18 protein-coding genes are annotated in these 18,463 nt (G+C 68.6%); 9 read left to right on the top strand and 9 right to left on the bottom strand.

Annotation, left to right across the window (positions count from 1 at the left end; translation table 11 throughout):
* The first annotated feature begins 392 nt into the window (after positions 1 to 392).
* The 4 genes from ABIC25_RS12360 (at position 393) to ABIC25_RS12345 (ending at position 3,554) form a co-directional block, all read left to right on the top strand.
* Entirely contained in the window at positions 393 to 743 is a 351-nt protein-coding gene (locus ABIC25_RS12360) for a rhodanese-like domain-containing protein (RefSeq protein WP_033204771.1), read from the top strand.
* 227 nt (positions 744 to 970) lie between these two features.
* Positions 971 to 1,768, top strand: a complete 798-nt coding sequence (locus tag ABIC25_RS12355; protein ID WP_354561625.1) for a DUF4328 domain-containing protein — start codon at positions 971 to 973, stop codon at positions 1,766 to 1,768.
* Positions 1,765 to 2,574, top strand: coding sequence for a glycerophosphodiester phosphodiesterase family protein (locus ABIC25_RS12350; protein ID WP_064569901.1), 810 nt, complete (start codon positions 1,765 to 1,767; stop codon positions 2,572 to 2,574). The genes ABIC25_RS12355 and ABIC25_RS12350 overlap by 4 nt, the downstream gene beginning before the upstream one ends.
* A 56-nt stretch (positions 2,575 to 2,630) precedes the next feature.
* Positions 2,631 to 3,554 carry a DUF5926 family protein gene (locus ABIC25_RS12345; protein WP_354561624.1) on the top strand — a complete coding sequence of 308 codons (924 nt, stop codon included), beginning with the start codon at positions 2,631 to 2,633 and terminating at the stop codon, positions 3,552 to 3,554.
* A gap of 129 nt (positions 3,555 to 3,683) precedes the next feature.
* Here the strand turns inward: ABIC25_RS12345 and ABIC25_RS12340 are convergent, their stop codons facing one another.
* Both ABIC25_RS12340 and ABIC25_RS12335 read right to left on the bottom strand, forming a co-directional pair.
* Positions 3,684 to 4,220: a ferritin gene (locus tag ABIC25_RS12340; RefSeq protein ID WP_033204722.1), complete on the bottom strand. Its 537-nt coding sequence runs from the start codon at positions 4,218 to 4,220 to the stop codon at positions 3,684 to 3,686.
* 85 nt (positions 4,221 to 4,305) lie between these two features.
* A complete protein-coding gene (locus ABIC25_RS12335; RefSeq protein WP_354561683.1) occupies positions 4,306 to 5,547 on the bottom strand; it encodes an LCP family protein in 1,242 nt (413 codons plus the stop codon).
* Positions 5,548 to 5,836: 289 nt separating this feature from the next.
* Between ABIC25_RS12335 and ABIC25_RS12330 the strand changes: the two genes are divergently transcribed.
* Positions 5,837 to 7,240 carry an APC family permease gene (locus ABIC25_RS12330; RefSeq protein ID WP_354561623.1) on the top strand — a complete coding sequence of 468 codons (1,404 nt, stop codon included), beginning with the start codon at positions 5,837 to 5,839 and terminating at the stop codon, positions 7,238 to 7,240.
* Positions 7,241 to 7,429: 189 nt separating this feature from the next.
* Here ABIC25_RS12330 and ABIC25_RS12325 read toward each other — a convergent pair whose 3' ends face one another.
* The 3 genes from ABIC25_RS12325 to ABIC25_RS12315 form a co-directional block, all read right to left on the bottom strand.
* The gene (locus ABIC25_RS12325) at positions 7,430 to 8,677 is read right to left on the bottom strand and encodes an oxygenase MpaB family protein (RefSeq protein WP_354561622.1); all 1,248 of its coding nucleotides are present in this window, start codon (positions 8,675 to 8,677) and stop codon (positions 7,430 to 7,432) included.
* Positions 8,678 to 8,840: 163 nt separating this feature from the next.
* The gene (locus ABIC25_RS12320) at positions 8,841 to 9,638 is read right to left on the bottom strand and encodes a CPBP family intramembrane glutamic endopeptidase (protein ID WP_239403046.1); all 798 of its coding nucleotides are present in this window, start codon (positions 9,636 to 9,638) and stop codon (positions 8,841 to 8,843) included.
* Positions 9,639 to 9,708: 70 nt separating this feature from the next.
* Positions 9,709 to 10,461 carry a DUF2470 domain-containing protein gene (locus tag ABIC25_RS12315; protein ID WP_101821835.1) on the bottom strand — a complete coding sequence of 251 codons (753 nt, stop codon included), beginning with the start codon at positions 10,459 to 10,461 and terminating at the stop codon, positions 9,709 to 9,711.
* Between the two features lie 157 nt (positions 10,462 to 10,618).
* Here ABIC25_RS12315 and pheA point away from each other — a divergent pair, with 157 nt between their 5' ends.
* Both pheA and ABIC25_RS12305 read left to right on the top strand, forming a co-directional pair.
* Positions 10,619 to 11,590: a prephenate dehydratase gene (pheA, locus tag ABIC25_RS12310; protein ID WP_354561620.1), complete on the top strand. Its 972-nt coding sequence runs from the start codon at positions 10,619 to 10,621 to the stop codon at positions 11,588 to 11,590.
* Complete coding sequence (locus ABIC25_RS12305) at positions 11,590 to 12,249, top strand: histidine phosphatase family protein (protein WP_004021407.1); 660 nt, start codon at positions 11,590 to 11,592, stop codon at positions 12,247 to 12,249. Before pheA ends, ABIC25_RS12305 begins: the two co-directional genes overlap by 1 nt.
* A gap of 117 nt (positions 12,250 to 12,366) precedes the next feature.
* Here ABIC25_RS12305 and ABIC25_RS12300 read toward each other — a convergent pair whose 3' ends face one another.
* The 4 genes from ABIC25_RS12300 to ABIC25_RS12285 form a co-directional block, all read right to left on the bottom strand.
* Entirely contained in the window at positions 12,367 to 12,867 is a 501-nt protein-coding gene (locus tag ABIC25_RS12300; RefSeq protein ID WP_004021406.1) for a hemerythrin domain-containing protein, read from the bottom strand.
* A 95-nt stretch (positions 12,868 to 12,962) separates the two neighbouring features.
* The gene (locus tag ABIC25_RS12295) at positions 12,963 to 13,313 is read right to left on the bottom strand and encodes a metallopeptidase family protein (RefSeq protein WP_354561619.1); all 351 of its coding nucleotides are present in this window, start codon (positions 13,311 to 13,313) and stop codon (positions 12,963 to 12,965) included.
* Positions 13,314 to 13,317: 4 nt separating this feature from the next.
* Positions 13,318 to 14,475: a septum formation family protein gene (locus ABIC25_RS12290; protein ID WP_101822587.1), complete on the bottom strand. Its 1,158-nt coding sequence runs from the start codon at positions 14,473 to 14,475 to the stop codon at positions 13,318 to 13,320.
* Positions 14,476 to 14,584: 109 nt separating this feature from the next.
* Complete coding sequence (locus tag ABIC25_RS12285) at positions 14,585 to 15,328, bottom strand: PaaX family transcriptional regulator C-terminal domain-containing protein (protein ID WP_219589328.1); 744 nt, start codon at positions 15,326 to 15,328, stop codon at positions 14,585 to 14,587.
* 123 nt (positions 15,329 to 15,451) lie between these two features.
* Between ABIC25_RS12285 and ABIC25_RS12280 the strand changes: the two genes are divergently transcribed.
* A complete protein-coding gene (locus ABIC25_RS12280; protein WP_354561617.1) occupies positions 15,452 to 17,101 on the top strand; it encodes an acyl-CoA dehydrogenase family protein in 1,650 nt (549 codons plus the stop codon).
* The gene (locus tag ABIC25_RS12275) at positions 17,094 to 18,113 is read left to right on the top strand and encodes a crotonase/enoyl-CoA hydratase family protein (protein WP_354561615.1); all 1,020 of its coding nucleotides are present in this window, start codon (positions 17,094 to 17,096) and stop codon (positions 18,111 to 18,113) included. Before ABIC25_RS12280 ends, ABIC25_RS12275 begins: the two co-directional genes overlap by 8 nt.
* The last annotated feature ends 350 nt before the right edge of the window (positions 18,114 to 18,463 follow it).

Raw genomic sequence — 18,463 nt, 5'->3', positions numbered from 1 at the left:
ACCGTCGGCGGGGGCCATCGCACTGTTCTTCTTGTGCATTGTCCCCAAGTTATCCACAGGTGTTGTTCACTGAAGTGGAATTTCAGGTCGCCCCGGCCCATTCACTGACGTGAATTTCCTACGCGCACATTCGATCAATCAAGTGACCGCTGTCACAAGTAGATCGGCTGTGGCCTGCGTTTTTCCACAATTCCACAGTCTCATCCCCAACTAGACGGTCAGTCTGTGAGCGGGGGACAAACGTCCAGAACATGCATGTGGATAAAATTATGCAGGTCGTCATAACGGCAGTTCGACGCTTGCCGGAGGCTGACGGAGGCGCCGCGCAGGCCTCGTCGTGGACAGGTGACGTCGCGCCCGGCCGTCTCTGTGCCACCATGGAAAACGTGACCATGGGCGACATCACTCAGGTGCCGGTGACCGAACTTCCGGACGACTTCACCGGGCGGGCCGACGCGGTCATGCTCGATGTCCGTGAGGACGACGAATGGGCCTCCGGCCACATCCGGGGAGCGGTGCACATCCCGCTGGCCGAGGTCCCGGGCCGACTCGACGAACTCGACCCCGATCACGATCTGTACGTGGTCTGCCATTCCAGCGGCCGGTCCATGCGTGTCCTGCAGTATCTCGCCCAGGTCGGCTACGACGGAATCTGCGTCCGCGGCGGCATGCTCGCCTGGCAAGAACACGGCAAGCCCGTGGAGATCGGCGACCCGCGACCCGAGGGCGACGCCGGCCGATGATCGACCTCTGCCCGCGGTGCCGAATCCAGGCGCCGCATCGTCCCGGACGCGAACATTGTCCCCGGTGTGGCGGTCCGCTGAGCGTCGTCGACGACGCCGCGCGTGCCCTGGCGGCGCGACGAGAGTCCTCGGTGCGTCCCTCGGGCCCCGGACATCTGGGCCCCCGGCATCCGGGCCCGACTTCGGCGCCCGCCGGGCGTCTGTACCGCAGTCGCAACGTACGATGGGTGGCCCGCCGCCCACCCGAGGCCGTACCGGCCCGCCGCGGCCCCGTAGGCCGGCGTGGTCCGCGACTCATCCCTCGCTACGTCTACGTACCCACGTGGGGTCTGCACGACGAACCGACGCCGGCCGACGCCGCGCAGCAGAAGCTCGACGATTCCCGCTCCCGACTGGGGCTCGCGCTGGTGCTCGCGGGTTCTGCGCTGACCGCGTCCGCGCTCGTCCATCTCGTCCGCTACATCCTGCTGGTCGTCAACCGCGACCGTCCGCTGCCCGAGTTCCTCATCATCGCCTCGGACTGGCTCACCGTCTTCGTCGGGGTCGTCGCCTTCCTCGGATTCGTGTTGGCGACACTCGCTTTCATGCGGTGGGTGCTGGAGCTGCGCGCCGACACCTATGCGTCGGCGGGTCTGCTCGACCCGCGCCGGCCCGGTTGGGTCGCGGCATTGTCCGGGCTGCCTCTGGTCAACCTGATCGGCGCTCCGCTCGTGCTGCAGGAGGTCGCCGCGCACCGTGTCGGCCAGGACCCGTCACTCGACGCCGACCTCGTGGGCCGCCGACTCCGCAAGTTGTGGGTCGCCTGGATTCTGGTCAACGTGGCGGCCGGGGCGGCGATCGTCGCCCGGCTCATCGCCTGGCGCTCGGACTCGCTGCAGACCGGGGCGAACGCGCTGGCGATGGTCATCGTCAGCACGGCGATCTCTGCAGCGTTCGCCTTCTGGATGGCGCGCCGGGTGCGGACACTGTTCGGAGCCGCCGCGGCGGCCCCGGTCCCGACGAGACGGTGGGTGGCGGTCGGATGAACTCAGGGGTGAACGTGGGCGCGGCCGAGAAGGTCTCGCGTTCGGGAAAGCCGGCGGTGGTGGCGCACCGCGGGGCGTCGGGTGACTGCCCGGAGCACACCCTCGCCGCCTACGAACTCGCCCTCGCACAGGGCGCGGACGGACTCGAATGCGACGTCCGGCTGACCGCCGACCACGAACTCGTCTGCGTGCACGACCGAACTGTCGACCGCACGTCCGACGGCTCGGGCATCGTCAGCGAGATGACCCTCGCCGAACTGCGCGAACTCGACTTCGGCAGCTGGCACGCGTCGGGTGGGCCGGCATCGATCCTGACACTGCGGGAGCTGCTGACGCTCACCCTGGACTGGCGTCGTCCCGTCCGGTTGTTCATCGAGACCAAGCACCCGGTTCGTTTCGGCAGTCTCGTCGAGCAGAAACTCCTCGAGATGCTGCACGAGTTCGGGGTGGCGACTCCGCCGTCGGCCGATCACAGCCGCGCCGTGGTCATCTCGTTCTCCTCGGCGGGGGTCTGGCGGATACGACGCCACGCACCCATGCTGCCGACGATCCTGCTCGGCGACACCGCTCGGGTTCTCGGCGGCGGTGCCGCCACAGCGGTGGGAGCGACCGGCATCGGGCCGTCGGTGATGACCTTGCGGCAATATCCCGAGATCGTCGACCGCGCCGCGGCAGCCGGTCGGGTCACCTATTGCTGGACCGTCGACGAGCAGGTCGACGTCCAGCTCTGCGCCGACCTCGGTGTGCGGTGGCTGGCCACCAACCATCCGGCGAAGGTCCGCGACTGGCTGGTCACCGTCGACTGACCGCTGCGCGTACGACGCTGTCGGGCGTCGCGGTGGGGGCGTGAGAGAGTGGACCGATGGGCAAGAAGAGCAAACGGGGCAGTGGACCACGTCCGGGAAGCAATCGAGCCGAGCGCGTGGCGGCACGGAAGGCACGGCAGGCGGCAGCTCTGGCGCCGCCGCCCCGGCCGTTCGCCGGGTTCGCGTCCGAGTGCGACTTCGTCGCGCTGCGGACCTTCGTCGCCTCGGCGACCGCGCGACTGGAACTCAACGAACCGGCCGGATCGCGCAACGACGTCTCCATCGTGACGATCCTGCCCGGCGCGGTGCCCGCTCTCGCGCGCGAGGTCGACGGTGCCACAGAGGGATTCGTGGGTCTGCAGACCGACCCGGACCGGACGGCGCTGGCCGTCGAACTGGCTGCGGCCATCGCATGGTCCGCGCATGCCGAGGCCGGCAGCGAATTCGACCTCGACGCCGCCGACGAGGCCCCGACGCTCGACGAGGTCGTGAACACCGACGCCGTCCTGGACATCACGGTCCACCAGGACTTCGGCTGGTGGTTCGTGGAGGGCACCGACGTCCCCGCCGAGATCACGGCGATGTTAGAGCGCGCCAACGACTCCGTGCTGCCGACGGCGCGACTGGTGGTCGACAGCGGCGCGAGTGCGCCCTGGTGGGTCGACGCCGGAGAGCGTGCCCACCTGCGCTGGATTCGGCCCGAGCCGGAAGACGATCTGATGTCGGCGATGGCGCGGCTCCACGCCGCCGGACGGTTGACGATCGGCGAGGGGTCGCGCTTCGCCGGGTCGTTCCGCACCCATGGGCTGCTCGTCCCGGTCTTCGACCTCGACAACGAGATGCACCACGAGGAGTGGTACGCGGGCCTGAATCAGTTCGACCAGTGGCTCGGCGAGGCGCTCGCCGACACGTCGCCGCTGACCATCGAACAGCGCAGCTCGCGGGACGGCATCCGCGGCCGACAGGTGACCCTGCGCTGATCGCCGCGCACTTCTGCTCCCTGAGGTGCGAGGAGCGATAGCGACGAGCCACGAAGGGCATGGCGAGGCAGCCACCATACCCTCGTGGCTCGCTTCGCTCGCATCTCAGGGAGCCAGAACGCTTCGGCGTCAGATGTTCCCGCCGGCCGCAGGGGGTGCGGTGGCGTCGGAGGTCTTGTCGCCGTTGAACTCTCGCTCGACGAAGTTCTCGAGGTCGAAGAGGTTGCCGTTGCAGCGCTCGGCGATGGTCTGCAGGGTCGTCATGGTCGCGACCTCTTCGACCTGCTCCTTGAGGAACCACTGCACGAACTGCTCACCCAGGTAGTCGCCGGTGTCGCGGGCCGACTTGGCGAGGTCGACGACCTGCTGGGTGACCGTCTTCTCTTGTGCGAGAGCGAGATCGATGGGCGCGCGGTAGTCCTCGAAGCGGTTGTTGGGCGCCGGGATGCCGGGGATCTCGACCTCCATGTCCCGGTCGAGGAAGTACTGCACGATCATCATCGCGTGATTGCGCTCCTCGACTGCCTGGCGGTAGAAGAGCTTCGCGAGCTGCGGCATGTCGTGGTTGTCGAAGTAGGTGGCGACCGCGATGTACTGCTGAGAAGCGTAGAACTCGTTGCTGATCTGGTCGTGCAGCAGTTGGTGGAATTTCGTGTGTTCGGTCATGCGGCCCATCGTAGAGCCGAAAAATGGCTCCCACCAGCAAGTTCAGGCTAACTAAGGCAAGTCTCGCCTGCGTTTGGGAACCCTTCTACGACGGCCCGCCGGCGTCGACGAGGAGGTCGTCGGGGATGGGTTGGCCTGCACGGAGGAGCGCGAAGAACTCCTCGGTCTGCTCGTTGACCGGCAACGCCAGCCCTTCGTCGGTGAAGGTGCTCTCGCCGGCGGGTGTCGTCGTGGTGATGGGGTCTCGGAGAGCGAACATGAGCGACGCGAGATTCCAGATGTGATCTCGCTCATCGACCGTGAGCGCGTCGATCGCGCCGCCGACGAAGCCGAAGAGCCGGAACGGATTCAGCAGCACCGTCGGACTGGTGGCGCGAGAGACCAGTGCGGCGAGGAATTTCCGTTGATTGACCACTCGCTCGAGGTCCGCTCGCGGGAAGGCGCGTGTCCGCACCAGGCCCAGTGCCTGGCGGCCGTCGAGGCGGTGGCAGCCCTTCGCAAGCCGCAGTCCGGCTTTCGGGTCGTTGAGCGGCTGGTCGATACACATGTCGACGCCGCCGACCGCGTCGACCAGGGTGTCGAACCCGCCGAAGCCGATCTCGGCGTAGTGGTCGATGTGGATTCCGGTGAGGTTCTCCACGGTCTGCACGAGCAGCGCCGGACCGCCGATGCTGAACGAGGCGTTGATCTTCAGACTGCCCTGGCCCGGGACCTCCACGTACAGGTCGCGCGGGATGCTCACCACGATCGCTTTGCCGCCGCCGGGTGGGTTGTGGACGAGCATGATCGTGTCGGTGCGGGATCCGTCGGCGTCACCGGTCGCGAGTGCCCGGCGTTGTTCCTCGGTGAGATCGGAGCGCGAGTCGGTGCCGACGATGAGCCAGTTGGTGCCGGGGGTGTCCGACGGGCGTCCGGCATAGGCCCGCAGCGCGTCGATGCGGTCGAGTCTGGAGTCGTAGTAGAACAGCAGTCCGACGGACCCGAGGACGACGACGAGCAGCAGGATCAGCAGGACCTTGCCGATGCGGACCGCGCGACGGCCGCCGCGTCGGGGACGGGGCGGCGTGGTCGGGCGCGGGGGCGCGGGTGGGGGACCGGGTGGGGGACCGGCGGATCGGTCCCGGCTCCGACGGTCCGCGGGTGACGGCCGACGGCCGCGGGAGCGATCGTCCGGGATCGGCTCGGGTTTCTGGGTGGGGGCATACCCGCCCGGGCCGGGTTGTCCCGACGGGGAGGGCCGGTCGGCCGGGGCGGGATGCGGACGGCCGCCGGCACCGGGCGCCGGGGCACGGCGCGGATCGGGTCCGCGCGCGGGGATCCGCGGCATGGCCTGCGGATGAGCGGACGGGCCGACGGCGCCGGGAGGTGGGCGATGGCCCTGGCCGGGCGGTGGTCCCGGGCGCAGCGGCGGGCCCGCTGGCCGCCCGGGCGGCATCGGCGGCCCGGGGCGACCTCGCCGGAGGATCGGCGGGTCCTGCTCGTTCATCCCATCAAATGTACGCATGGGCGGCCGTGAGGGATGTCGGTCGGTTGGTGTGTGAGATGGCGTCGACGCCTCCGGGGAGTGATTCGTCACCGAGGTCTCGATCCGGCCCGAACGGGGTACAGGACTCGCCATGACCGACAAACATGTCGCGGAAGCGGGCGACTCCGAGGAGACCGGGACCGGCGCCGGGGCCGACGGTGGGCACACCCCGCTGCGGCGGGCCATCACCGGCAAGTTGCTGTTCCTGTTCATCCTGGGCGATGTCCTCGGCGCGGGTATCTACGCGCTCGTGGGCGAGGTCGCCGGTGAGGTCGGCGGCGCGATCTGGGTCCCGCTGGCGCTGGCCCTGGCGCTGGCGATGCTGACCGCGGCGTCGTATGCCGAACTCGTCACCAAGTACCCGCGGGCCGGCGGCGCCGCGGTGTTCGCGCGGCATGCCTACCGCCATCCGCTCGTCTCGTTCCTGGTCGGCTTCTGCATGCTGGCGGCCGGCGTGACGAGTGCCGCCGGACTCGCGCTCGCCTTCGCGGGCGACTACCTGCAGGTCTTCCTCGACGTACCGACCACCGTGGCGGCTCTGGTGTTCCTCCTCGCGGTCGCGGCGCTCAACGCCCGCGGGATCAGAGAGTCCCTGAGCGCGAACGTGGTGATGACCATCGTGGAGGTCTCCGGGCTCGTCCTCGTCGTCGTGCTGGCCGGCATCGTCCTCGGTCGTGGTGACGGAGAGCCGCAGCGGGTGCTGGAGTTCACCGACGAGACGACACCGGCGCTGGCCGTTCTCGGTGCGGCCTTGCTCGCCTACTACTCGTTCGTCGGCTTCGAGACCTCGGCCAACATGGCCGAAGAGGTCCGTGACGTGCGGCGGGTGTATCCGAAGGCGCTGTTCGGTGCACTGCTCACGGCCGGCGTCGTGTACGTGCTCGTCGGCCTCGCGGTGTCGGTGGTCGCACCACCCGAGCGGCTGGTGGAGTCGTCGGGGCCGCTGCTGGAGGTCGTCTCGATCGCCGATGTCGGGATACCCGACCAGCTGTTCTCCCTGATCGCGCTGATCGCTGTCGCGAACGGTGCGTTGCTCACGATGATCATGGCGTCGCGCCTGACCTTCGGCATGGCACGGGACGGGCTGCTCCCGGGTGCACTGGCAAAGGTGCTGCCCGGTCGTCGCACGCCGTGGACGGCGATCGTGGCCACGACCGCGGTCGCAATGATCCTCTCGGCGACGGGCACGGTCGCGGCGCTCGCCGAGACGGTGGTGCTCCTGCTGCTGTTCGTCTTCGTCAGCACCAACGTCGCGGTGCTCGTGCTGCGCCGCGATCGCACGGACACCGACCACTTTCGGACCCCGACGATCGTTCCGATACTCGCGGTGGTCTCCTGCATCGTGCTGATGACACAGCAGAGCGCGTCGACATGGCTGCGCGCAGGCATCCTGATCGTCGTCGGACTCGTGCTCTATCTGCTCGCGCGGGTCACCGGGTCGGGTGGACGGCCGGTCGCCGAGGATCGTCGCGATGACGCCGAGCGCCTCACCTGACGCGAATGCTGCTCGCGCGGAGGTCGTTTCGTCACCTCCGGTCGGAGGTCAGAGGTGCGGGCCCATGACCGGGGAATCCGTGTGATCTCGAGCCCGGAATCCGGGCACAACATCATCCGGATCCGGTGCCATCGGCTCCCGGGTCCCGGACCGCGTCACGACGGCACAGCGACAACCCTGATGCGGCGATCAGCGCTCCGCGAGTGACCCGATCTCCGGTGCGTCGGGGCCGAAGTGGCGGAAGAGGGCACGACGCCGTGCGCGAGCGCCGGTCCATTCCAGATAGCGCGGGCCGACCGGCGTCCGCGCGATGACCTGGTAGGTGAGCGTGTTGCGCACCCAGGCGAGACCGAAGGCCCAGGGCAGGGCCGGCCGCAGACCGAGGTCGCGCATGCCGCGTACCCCCAGGAAGCCCTGCAGCATGCTGACCAGGCGCGCTCGGGTGTAGCGCGCGGCCACGCGGGGGAAGCGTCGGTAGTGCAGGCGGTTCTGGGCGTCGACGATCGCGGTGGTGAGGGCCGCACCGGCGTCGGTCACGTCGTGTTGCGTCAGCAGGACCGCGTAACTCAGCTGATGCTGGTCGCGTTCGGAGTCGAAGAGCCAGTCGTCGTCGACGCCGATCAGCCAGCCGACGTACTTCCACAGGTGCATGAGGGCACGCGAGTCGTCGCGGCCCACGGGGACCCCGAGCGCACGGACGCCCATCATCAAGGCGCCGCTGAACAGGTTGAGGGTGGCGGCAAGGTCGGACTGGTTGATCGGCAGGCCCCACTGGTCGATGTCCCAGCGACCGTTGTGTTCGTACCTCTCGTTGACCAGGGCATGCATCAGGCGCACGTGGACCGTGAGCCGCCAGCCCTCGCCGTCGCGTGCCATGCCACCCGGCTCGCCGACCGCGATGGCCCAGGTCTGTGTCTCACCGAGTCGTCGGATGACGGTGTTCCCGGTGAGTCCGCCGGTCGCGACCAGCAGGTCGGCGGGTCCGCCGAAGCGGTAGCCGCCGATCAGGGAGAGCTGCAGCAGGACGTCGTTCGCATTCTGGCCGAAGCGTCGGTAGACAGCGGCGCCGCGGTCGCAGAGGTCGGGATCGACCCAGTCGGGCGTGTTCTCGACCAGCGCGAAGAAGTCACGAAGCGCGGCCGGGGCGTCGGACGGCATGTCGCCGGCGAGCGCCTGCTCGAACTGGCGCATCGTCACCCGGCCGTCCACACCTCGGGGCAGGCGCATGGCCCGGACCAGCGTCGCGGCGGGTTCGTCCCGTGTGCGCAACCGGCGTCCGAGCTGCGCGAGCTCGTCGTCATCGGGTTCGCGAAGGTGGTTGTAGACCTTCAGGAGTTTGCCGATGCGTCGGCCGCGGGACTCGGCGGCCCGATGCCGTCGCGGGAAGGGGAGGCTCGCCGGCTCGGTGGCCGGGCCGGGCGGCACATCGACAGTCATGAGACGAATCTAGCGGATCATCTCACCGTGTTCAACGGTGCTCGGGTAGGGCGCACAGTCGACGGAAGTGGACGCACGGTCGACGAAAACGGATGCACAGTCGACGAAAATCGACGCACAGTCGACGGGAAACGATGCACGGTCGACGGGTGTCGGGGCCCGCTCACCCGACCCAGGACAGGTGGTCCCGGAGCAGTCCGTATCCGACGAAGGCGACCACGTCGATGACCGCGTGGGCGATGACGAGAGGCCACACGCGACCGCTGACCTGGTAGAAGCGGCCGTAGACGAGGCCCATGACCAGGTTGCCGACGCCGGCACCGAAGCCCTGGTACAGGTGATAACCGCCGCGGAGGATCGCGCTGGCGGCGAGCGACGCGCCGTCGGACGCCCCGAGCTGACGCAGCCGGGTGATGAAGTAGGCGACCACGACGATCTCCTCGGCGGCGGCATTGCCGATCGCGATCAGCACGAGAACCGGCCACTCCCACCAGGTGTCGGCCTGACTGGGTACGAGACTCGCGTTCAGACCGAGGGCGCGCGCCACGGCGACCAGCGCCAGCCCGGGCAGACCGATGACGGCGGCGAGAACGAGTCCGGCGGGGACGTCGCGGCGTGGCGCCCACCGCCCCAGGCCGACGCGCGAGAGCCCGATTCCGCTGCGCCACAACAGGTATACGCCCAGGGCTGCGATGGCGAACAGGCGGAGCCCGCTCATGATCTGCCGGATGGCGTCGATGACGCCGAGGTCGGACCGGCTGGGATTGAGTGCGACGGTCGTCCCGCCGATGCCGCCGGCGAGTTGTGCCTCGAGCAGAGCGAGGGCGGCCGACAGGGCCGAGAATGCGAACGTCAGGGTCCCGACGATGACCAGCTCGACGATGATGCCGCGTCGCTCGATGCGGTCGGTGACGACCGGGATGCCGTGCGGGGACGGCTTCAGGTACTCGCGCAAGGCCATGCAGGTCAGCCTAGGGCCCCGCGACCGGTGGCGATGATGCGGAACAGCGCGGTGGTTCGCGAGACGCGGGTCAGTCGGGAATCGAGTTCAGGAACGGACAGCCCGCGAGGTTGCGCAGTGCGCGGGACAGTTCGAACACGTCGGAGACGGGACGTGCGAAGGGGAGTCGGACGTCGGAGTCGCCCTCGAGTCCCTCGATCCGGAAGCGGATGCCGAAGCGGTCGAGGCCGAGTGGCCGCACGCGCCCGGTGCGGAGATCGGCGGGTAGCTTTCGGACCAGTTGTCCGACGATGTCGGCGTGGTCGGTGTCGAGGTGTTCGAGCCAGCTGCCCTCGTGCTCCCAGAACGGGTCGGGGTCGGCGTCGGCGAGTTCGCCGGCCGACACCGAGGCCGCACCGGCCGACGAGGCGATCACCGCGGTGTCGATCTGCAGTCGCAGCATCGATGCGCCGTGTCCGATGTCGAGCAGTCCGTCGTCGGGGTGTTCGGTCGCGATCTCGATGGCCAGGTCGCGCTCCAGATCCCGGGGGACCTCGTGCAGGGTGCCGTTCAGCCAGATCACCGAACGCACCCGTTCGCGCAGGTCGATGGGCGCCCAGTCGGTCACTTCGAGCATGGCGGGCACGCCCTCGGCCTCGTCGACCGCCTGCATGGCGTCGCCGGCGGACGGGACGAGGACGAACGCCTGGGACTCGAAGAGGTGGACGACGTCGATCGGGGTGGCGTCGGCACCTTCGACGGCCAGGATGGCGGAACCGACCCGACGACAGGCCGTTTGGATCATCTCGGCATCCGTCGGGCGGTCGGTCGTCGTTCTCGTCATGACAGTCTCTCCGGTCGGCGTCGCGTGACGGGGTCGTTGAAAGGTAACCCTAACCTAAATTCCCGGACCGCATGCGTCAATGGTTTCGGCACTGATGCGTCGATGTCGAGACACATGCCGGCGAACTGTCCCACCGGCCGGCTTCCACTAGTCTCGTGTGGTGCCTGTGATCGCCTACTTCGGCCCGCCCGGAACCTTCACCGAAATGGCACTCGACGCGGTCCTCGCCGCACATCACGACGACACCGCCGGCCTCGACCTGTCCGGCGAGATCGAGCGTGTCGCCGCGTCGAGTCCCGCCGCGACCATCGCCATGGTCCGCAGCGGTGATGCCGAGTACGGCTGCGTGCCGATCGAGAGCTCGCTCGAGGGTTCGGTGCCCGCGACGATGGACGCGCTGGTGCCGTCTACGAGCGACGCCGCCATCGGTCGCGTGCAGGCTTTCGCCGAGACCGTGCTGGACATCTCGTTCGCGATCGCCGCGGTAACGCCGCTGCCCCCGGACGAGGTCCGCACCATCGCCGCCTATCCCGTTGCGTCCGCGCAGGTGCGTCGTCGGGTGGGTGAGCTTTTCCCGAATGCCCAGTTCGTGATCTCGAGCTCCAATGCCGCTGCCGCGCAGGACGTCGCGGCGGGCAGGGCGGATGCCGCGGTCACGACCGGACCCGCGGCGAGCCTGTCCGGGCTGGTGGTGCTCGCCGACGGTGTCGCCGACGCGCGGGACGCGACCACGCGGTTCCTTCTGCTCGGTCGGCCCGGGGTCCCGTTGCCACGCACCGGCGCCGACCGGACGTCGGTCATCCTCGACCTGTCGAACGAGCCGGGCAGCCTGATGGCGGCGATGAACGAATTCGCCTCGCGCGGAATCGACCTCACCCGTATCGAATCGCGCCCGCAGCGCGACGAGGCACAGGGGCGCAGCATCGCCGGACGGTACCGGTTCTTCCTCGACGCCGTCGGTCACATCGACGACGCCGCCGTCGCCGAAGCGCTTGCCGCCCTGCATCGCCGGTGTGAGCGCGTGGTGTTCCTCGGGTCGTGGCCCGCGGTGCGCACCACCGGCGCCACGCCGCCCGATCACACCGAGTCGCTCGCCTGGGTCGACTCGATGCGCCGAGGAGGCAACTGATGGCGCGCCTGCACCTGGTCCGCCACGGCGAGACCACCTCGAACGTCATGCGGCGCCTCGACACCGCCCTGCCCGGTGCCGCACTCACCGATTTCGGTGCGCGGCAGGGCGTTCGGTTCGGCCTGGAGAACGCTCCGGAACACCACGCGGTGTTGCTCAGTTCGCGTGCACTCCGCGCACGCCAGACCGCCGAACTCATCGGCTCGGTGTGGGACGTGGAGACCGCGCCGATCGACGGTGTGCACGAGGTGCAGGCCGGCGATCTGGAGGATCGCACCGACCGCGAGTCCTATGAGGTCTTCCAGGACATCATGCACCGCTGGCACGACGGCGATCTCGACGCACGCATCCCGGGCGGCGAATCCCTGGCGATGGTCTACGACCGGTACCTGCCGACGGTCGAGGACCTGGCCGACATGTACCTCACCGGACCGGACCAGCGCGATGTGTTCCTGGTGAGTCACGGTGCGGCCATTCGCCTGGTCGCCGCACGGCTGGCCGGGATCGACTCCCGGTTCGCCGCGGCAACCCACCTGGGCAACACCGGTTCCATCGAACTGGAGTACTCCGACGGGCTGTGGGTGTGCCGGCGATGGGGTGCCGCGACGGCCCCGTTCGAGGTGGTCGACGAGCCGCTCGTCGACGAACCGATGGGCTGAGGGCGTCACCCCGTTCCCTGAGGAGCGAGCTTGCGAGCGTCTCCCCGTTCCCTGAGGAGCGAGCTTGCGAGCGTCACCCTGTTCCCTGAGGAGCGAGCTTGCGAGCGTCTCGAAGGGCTACTTGATGATGGCGTCGACCGTCTTCTTCAGGGCCGAGGGTTGCGAGGGCCGGCGCGGAGCCTTCTCCCGGCGGCGCAGCATCTCCTCACCGATCTCGCGCAGTTCCTTGCGGCTCAATGCGTCTCGGACCTTCGGGAACCATTCGTCCTCTTCCTCCTCGATGTGGTGCTCGACGTTCTCGATGAGGACGGTGGTCTTGGCGTCGAACCGCTCGGCGTCCGGCGAGAGGGCGGCCAGCTCGACGACGAGGACGTCGGCGACGTGGTGCTCCTCGTAGGACTCGAGGATGTCGTCCTCGAGGTCGGGCACGCGCTTGCGGATCTCCGGGTACATCACCTCGTTCTCGATGTACGTGTGCACGGTGAGGGCCTCGATGATCTTGTCGACGATCTTGCCCTTGGTCTTGACGGCGTTGTCGCCCTGCGACTTGAAGTCGCGGAACAGTTTGCGGATCTCTTTGTGCTCATCCCGGAGGATGACGATGGCGTCTGAGGACATGGACGTACTCCTGAGATAGAGGGCTGCTCGATCTGCTACCCCTCGTACCTCGTTCCGTCGCAGGTCAAACATCGAACCCGGTGGACGCGGCGCCACTACCCCCAGCCGTTGGCGTGCAGCCAGTCGTCGTCGATGCCGAAGTGGTGCGCGATCTCGTGGACGACGGTGACCGCGACCTCGTGCACGACCTCCTCCCGCGAGTGACACATCGCGAGGATGGGATCGCGGTAGATGGTGATGGTGTCCGGCAAGTAACCGCCGTAGTCGCTGGTCCGCATCGTCAGTGCCACACCGTGATACAGACCGAGGATGCCCGGCTCCTCGGGGTTGGACGGCTCGACGAGGATGACCACGTTGTTCATCGCGTCGGTCAGATCGGTCGGGATGGTGTCCAGGGCATCGGAGACCAGCCCGTCGAACTCGTCGTCGGACATCGGAACGGGCATCGGCTCAGCCCGCCGGGGCCGGGGCTTCGTCGGGGTTGGGCGCGATCCCCGGTGGAAGCGGCACCGGGGTGGGTAGAGCACGCCCCGGAGGAGCCTCCGGAGGCGCGACCGGTGCCCGCCCGTTGATCAGCAGGGCGCCGCCCTTGGCGTCGCCGACGAGGGTCGCGAACCCGCCGCGCTTGTCGGGGAGGCCCAGGTAGCACACCACCTTGCGGCTGCCGGCGAGCCAGCTCGGCTCGCTGAGTACCGACCACTGGACATTGAGCGTGGTCGCGTCGAGCGGCTTGCGCCCGCCGGCGAACCGTTCGGCCTGGACCGGACAGATCGACCCGAGGTAACCGTTCTGTGCACCGGTCGGCGGCCACGGCTTGTTCGACATCCGGTCACCGAAACGGACCGACAGATCGACGATCCCGGTCGTCTGGAAGGCGTGGGGCTCAGCGCAGTTCACCGCGAAGCCGGTCGGGGCGCGGGTCTCGGTGTCGATACCGACGCACGTTCCCTCGGGCCAGACGTAGGACTGGTTCTGATCGGCCACCCGGCCGGAGAACTGGACCGGCGCACCGTCGGCGCCGTTCTCCTGGACCCCGCAGCGCAACTGACGCGCGCCCTTGTCCCACTGCGCCTGTGACGGGTACATCATGCCGACCGCGAAGCGGCCCTGCGGGTCGAGGCGCCCGTCGAGATACTGGTCCACCATCACCGGGCACTGCTCGTCGCGGATCGCGGCGAACCGCTCGGCACCCGGCCAGAGAGCGTCCTCGCCGAACTCGGCGCCGGGGATCAAGGCGGTGTCGATGGCGCCCGCGACCTCGAAGCGGTGCTTCTGCTCGCACGGTACGTCGACCGGCTGCCCGGGGTTCCCGGCCGGCCAATCGAGGCAGTCGCCCGCCACCGACTTGGTGAAGGCGTTCTCGATGAGCCGTTCGCCTTCGCCGATGTTGCTGCCGCCGACGCTGCCGCTGTCGTCGAAGACCCCCGTCGCGAAGGCGATCCCGCCCGCCACGATCGCGCCGACGACGATCGCGCCGAGGATCACGAAGACCGGATTGCGGGCGAAGTTGCCTGGTCGGCGGGCTCCACCGGCCGGCCGGCCGGATGCGGGCGCGGTGGGCGCGTCGGCATCGGCGGGGCGGCTGTGGTCGGGGTCGGGCGCGTTCATCGGGATCCATCATGCCTAACGGACCCGACCGGGCACACCCTCGTGCTCTGATGCTCCGACGCAGCCACGCCCAGGATGGACGCCGGCGCGCGGTCTGGTGCCTGTTCGGTCACCCGCGGTCGGGCGCCAGGTGTCGTGCGGCGAGTCCGGTGAGCTCGTTGCGGAACTCCTCGTACGCGTCGCGGAGACGATCGCCCGGCCACGGCTCCGGTAGTAGTTCGCCGGGCAGGAGCGGGTCGCGCAGGATGTGGCGCACGATGGCTGCGGCGATCTCGAAGCGGTTCGCGATGCCGGGCGCCGCCGCGAGCGCGTCGAGCAACTCGTCGGCCGACGATGCCCAGGCCGACGGTGTGAACAGGCGGGAAGCCAGGTCCGTCGACGCCTCCTCGGGAGCTGCACGGAAGAGGTTCAGGCGTCGGCGCAGGTCCGGGGAGAACTCGAGGTCGAGATTGGCCGGACGCGCCCACACGCCCTCCCGGATCTCGCCGAGTCGTGCTTTCTGCAGTGTGTCGCGCAGGAGCGCACGTTCGGTCGAACTCTCGGAACCGACGGTCACGACGGCGAGATCCCACATCCCGTCCCAGTCGCGCCGCGCCGGATGCAGTGCGTGGTCCTGTCGTTGCTGTCGTTCGAGGAGCCGCGGCGAGAGCCGGCAGCGACCGTTCGTGCGTTCCAGATCTCCCGCGGCGACCAGTCGCGTGAGGGCCACGCGGACGGTCGATTCGCGCAGACCGAGGTCGGTGGCCATCGCCAGGATCCCGGCGATCGACGCATCGGGCGAATCGAGTCCGAGCAGCGCACTGAGAATGACCGAACGCGCCGTGAGCTTGGGAATCTCCACGCGTCCGGGCACGCGGTCGATGCTATCGGCCGACTCGTCGCACGTCGCCACACGCGGATATTACTGAACTATAGCGAGCGCGTGAGAAGTGTAATACGGTGGATGGCGACCCCGACCAGGAAGGTGGGTCAGGCCATGTCCACCCATGTCGTCACCAATCAGGTCCCCGAACTCGTCGACTTCGACGCCGCGGACACCCCGGCCATCGCCGAGGCGGTCCACCGCGCGGGCGCCGACCACATGCTCGAGGAGTTGCACCGGATCGGCCGGTTGGCCGGGGGCGCCGAGGCGCTCGGTTGGGGCGATCTCGCCGAGTCCCGCCCGCCGGAGCTGCGGACCCATGACCGGTACGGCAACCGGGTGGACGAGGTCGTGTACGACCCCGCCTACCACCACCTCATGCGGACGGGCATCGGCCTTGGCCTCGCCGGAACCGCGTGGTCGAACCCGAGCCCGACAGCGCATTTCGAGCGAGCCGTGAAGTCGAGCGTGTGGGGACAGGTGGACGCCGGACACGGATGTCCGATGTCGATGACCTACGGGGTGGTGCCTGCCCTGCGCGCGAACGCCGAGCTCGCTGAACTCTATGAACCGCTTCTGGTCTCGACGACGTATGAGCCCGGGCTCCGGAGCCCGCTGTCGAAGGCGGGACTGACGGCCGGGATGTCGATGACGGAGAAGCAGGGCGGGTCCGATGTCCGCGCGAACACGACGACCGCAGTCGCGCAGTCGGATGGCTCGTATCGCATCACCGGGCACAAGTGGTTCACCTCCGCGCCGATGTGCGATGTGTTCTTGGTGCTGGCACAAGCGCCGGGAGGTCTGTCGTGCTTCTTCGTCCCGCGGGTGCTTCCCGACGGGACGCGCAACACCTTCCAGCTGCAGCGGCTGAAAGCCAAGTTGGGCAACCACTCCAACGCGAGCAGTGAAGTGGAGTACGACGACACCGTCGGATGGCTCGTCGGTGATGAGGGCCGCGGCGTGGCGACGATCATCGAGATGGTCAACATGACCCGCCTGGACTGCACCCTCGGGTCGGCGACCGGCATGCGGGTCGGCGTCGCCCAGGCCGCCCACCACGCCACCCACCGTCGGGCCTTCGGTGCCGCGCTCGTCGATCAGCCGTTGATGCGCAACGTCCTCGCCGATCTGGCGATCGAGTCGGAAGGCGCGACGATGGTGGCGCTGTGGCTCGCGGAGCTGACCGACCGGGCCGTCGCGGGCGACCAACGGGCCGACGCCCTACGACGGATCTCGCTCGCGGTCAGCAAGTACCACGTGTGCAAGCGGGCGCCGATCCATGCCGCGGAGTCGCTGGAGTGCCTGGGCGGCAATGGATATGTGGAGGAGTCTCGGATGCCGAGGCTCTACCGGGAGGCCCCGCTCATGTCGATCTGGGAGGGGTCGGGCAACGTCGCCGCCCTGGACGTGCTGCGGGCGATGGTCAAACAACCGGACACGGTGACCGCGTTTCTCGACGAGATCGACCGCGCGGCAGGGGCCGACCGCCGCCTCGACGCCGCTGCGGCCGATCTGCGGCGCGAGTTCGATGACCTCGATGCGATGCAGTACCGAGCCCGCCGGGTGGTCGGCCGCATGGCCCAGCTCCTACAGGCCTCCCTGCTGGTGCGCAACGGGCACCCGGCCGTCGCCGATGCGTTCGTCGTGAGCCGCCTCGGCAACGACCGGGGTGATGTGTTCGGCACGTTGCCTACGGGGGTCGACACGGCGTCCATCATCGAACGCGTGATCCCGAAGACGGTGCAGGAGAACACACATGGTTGAGTCGAGCGGCTCGCGCCCGGCCGCGTGGCGCGACGATCTGCGCCACGGTGAGGACTCGTTGTTCGCCGGACGCGCGGAACGCGAGCCGGACATCGACTACCGCACGCTCACCTACGAAGTCACCGGCCGGATCGCCCGCATCACCTTCGATCGGCCCGACCAGGGCAACGCGATCACCGTCGACACCCCGGTCGAACTGTCGCATGCGGTGGAACGCGCCGACCTCGACCCCGGTGTCCACGTGATCGTCGTATCCGGGCGGGGCAAGGGTTTCTGCGGCGGATACGACCTGTCGATCTTCGCGGAGAACGGTGGCGACCCGTCGCAGGCTGTCGATCCCCGGTCGGGCACCGTCCTCGATCCCGTTGTGCAGGCGCGCAATCACGACCCGGGCGGCACCTGGGATCCCATGATCGACTACGCGATGATGAGCAGATTCAACCGCGGTTTCGCCAGCCTGCTCCACGCGAACAAGCCGACGGTCGCGAAGTTGCACGGATTCGCGGTCGCTGGCGGCACGGACATCGCGCTCTACGCCGACCAGATCATCTGCGCCGACGACACCAAGATCGGCTATCCGCCCACCCGGGTATGGGGAATTCCCGCGGCCGGTATGTGGGCACACCGGCTCGGCGATCAGCGCGCCAAACGGCTGCTGTTCACCGGTGACTGCCTGTCGGGCCGGCAGGCGCACGAGTGGGGACTGGCCGTCGAGGCCCCGCCGGCCGAGGACCTCGACGCCCGCACCGAGGATCTCCTCGAGCGGATCGCGCGGATGCCGGTCAATCAGCTCGTGATGGCCAAGCTGGCACTCAACAGCGCGCTCCTCGCCCAAGGGGTCGCCAATTCGGGAATGATCAGCACGGTCTTCGACGGGATCTCCCGCCACACCCGCGAGGGATACGCCTTCCAGCAACGTGCCGCGACTGCGGGTTTCCGGGAGGCGGTCCGCGAGCGCGACGAGGTCAACGGGGACTGGAAGCGGGCCCAATTCCGTTCGCCGTCTGAGTGATTCGCTGGTCCCTGACCCGAGTGCAGCGCCCCCTCTGCTCCCTATCCGAGAGCAGCGACCACCCTCGGCTCTTCCTATCCGAAATCAGCGACCCCCCTTCCCTCTCGCCCGGTGGACGACACCCGATCACCACTCAGGTGGCTTCACAACCCTGATGCTGAAGGGAGCAGTGGAGACTCGCTTCGCTCGCGCATCGGGGGGGCAACAATCGGGCCACGTGCTCCAGAGCGAGGGTTCTTCTGAACCATCCACCTGTGACTGATGGGGTTTCTGTTCACTGCAGTTCACCCCGGTTCACCGCTGATGCGTGAGTGACATCAACTGTGGCACAGTTGAAATCGAGAACAAGA

It is taken from the genome of Gordonia sp. PvP123 (assembly GCF_040547295.1).
Taxonomy (GTDB): domain Bacteria; phylum Actinomycetota; class Actinomycetes; order Mycobacteriales; family Mycobacteriaceae; genus Gordonia; species Gordonia terrae.
This window is presented reverse-complemented; position numbering and strand designations above follow the sequence as displayed.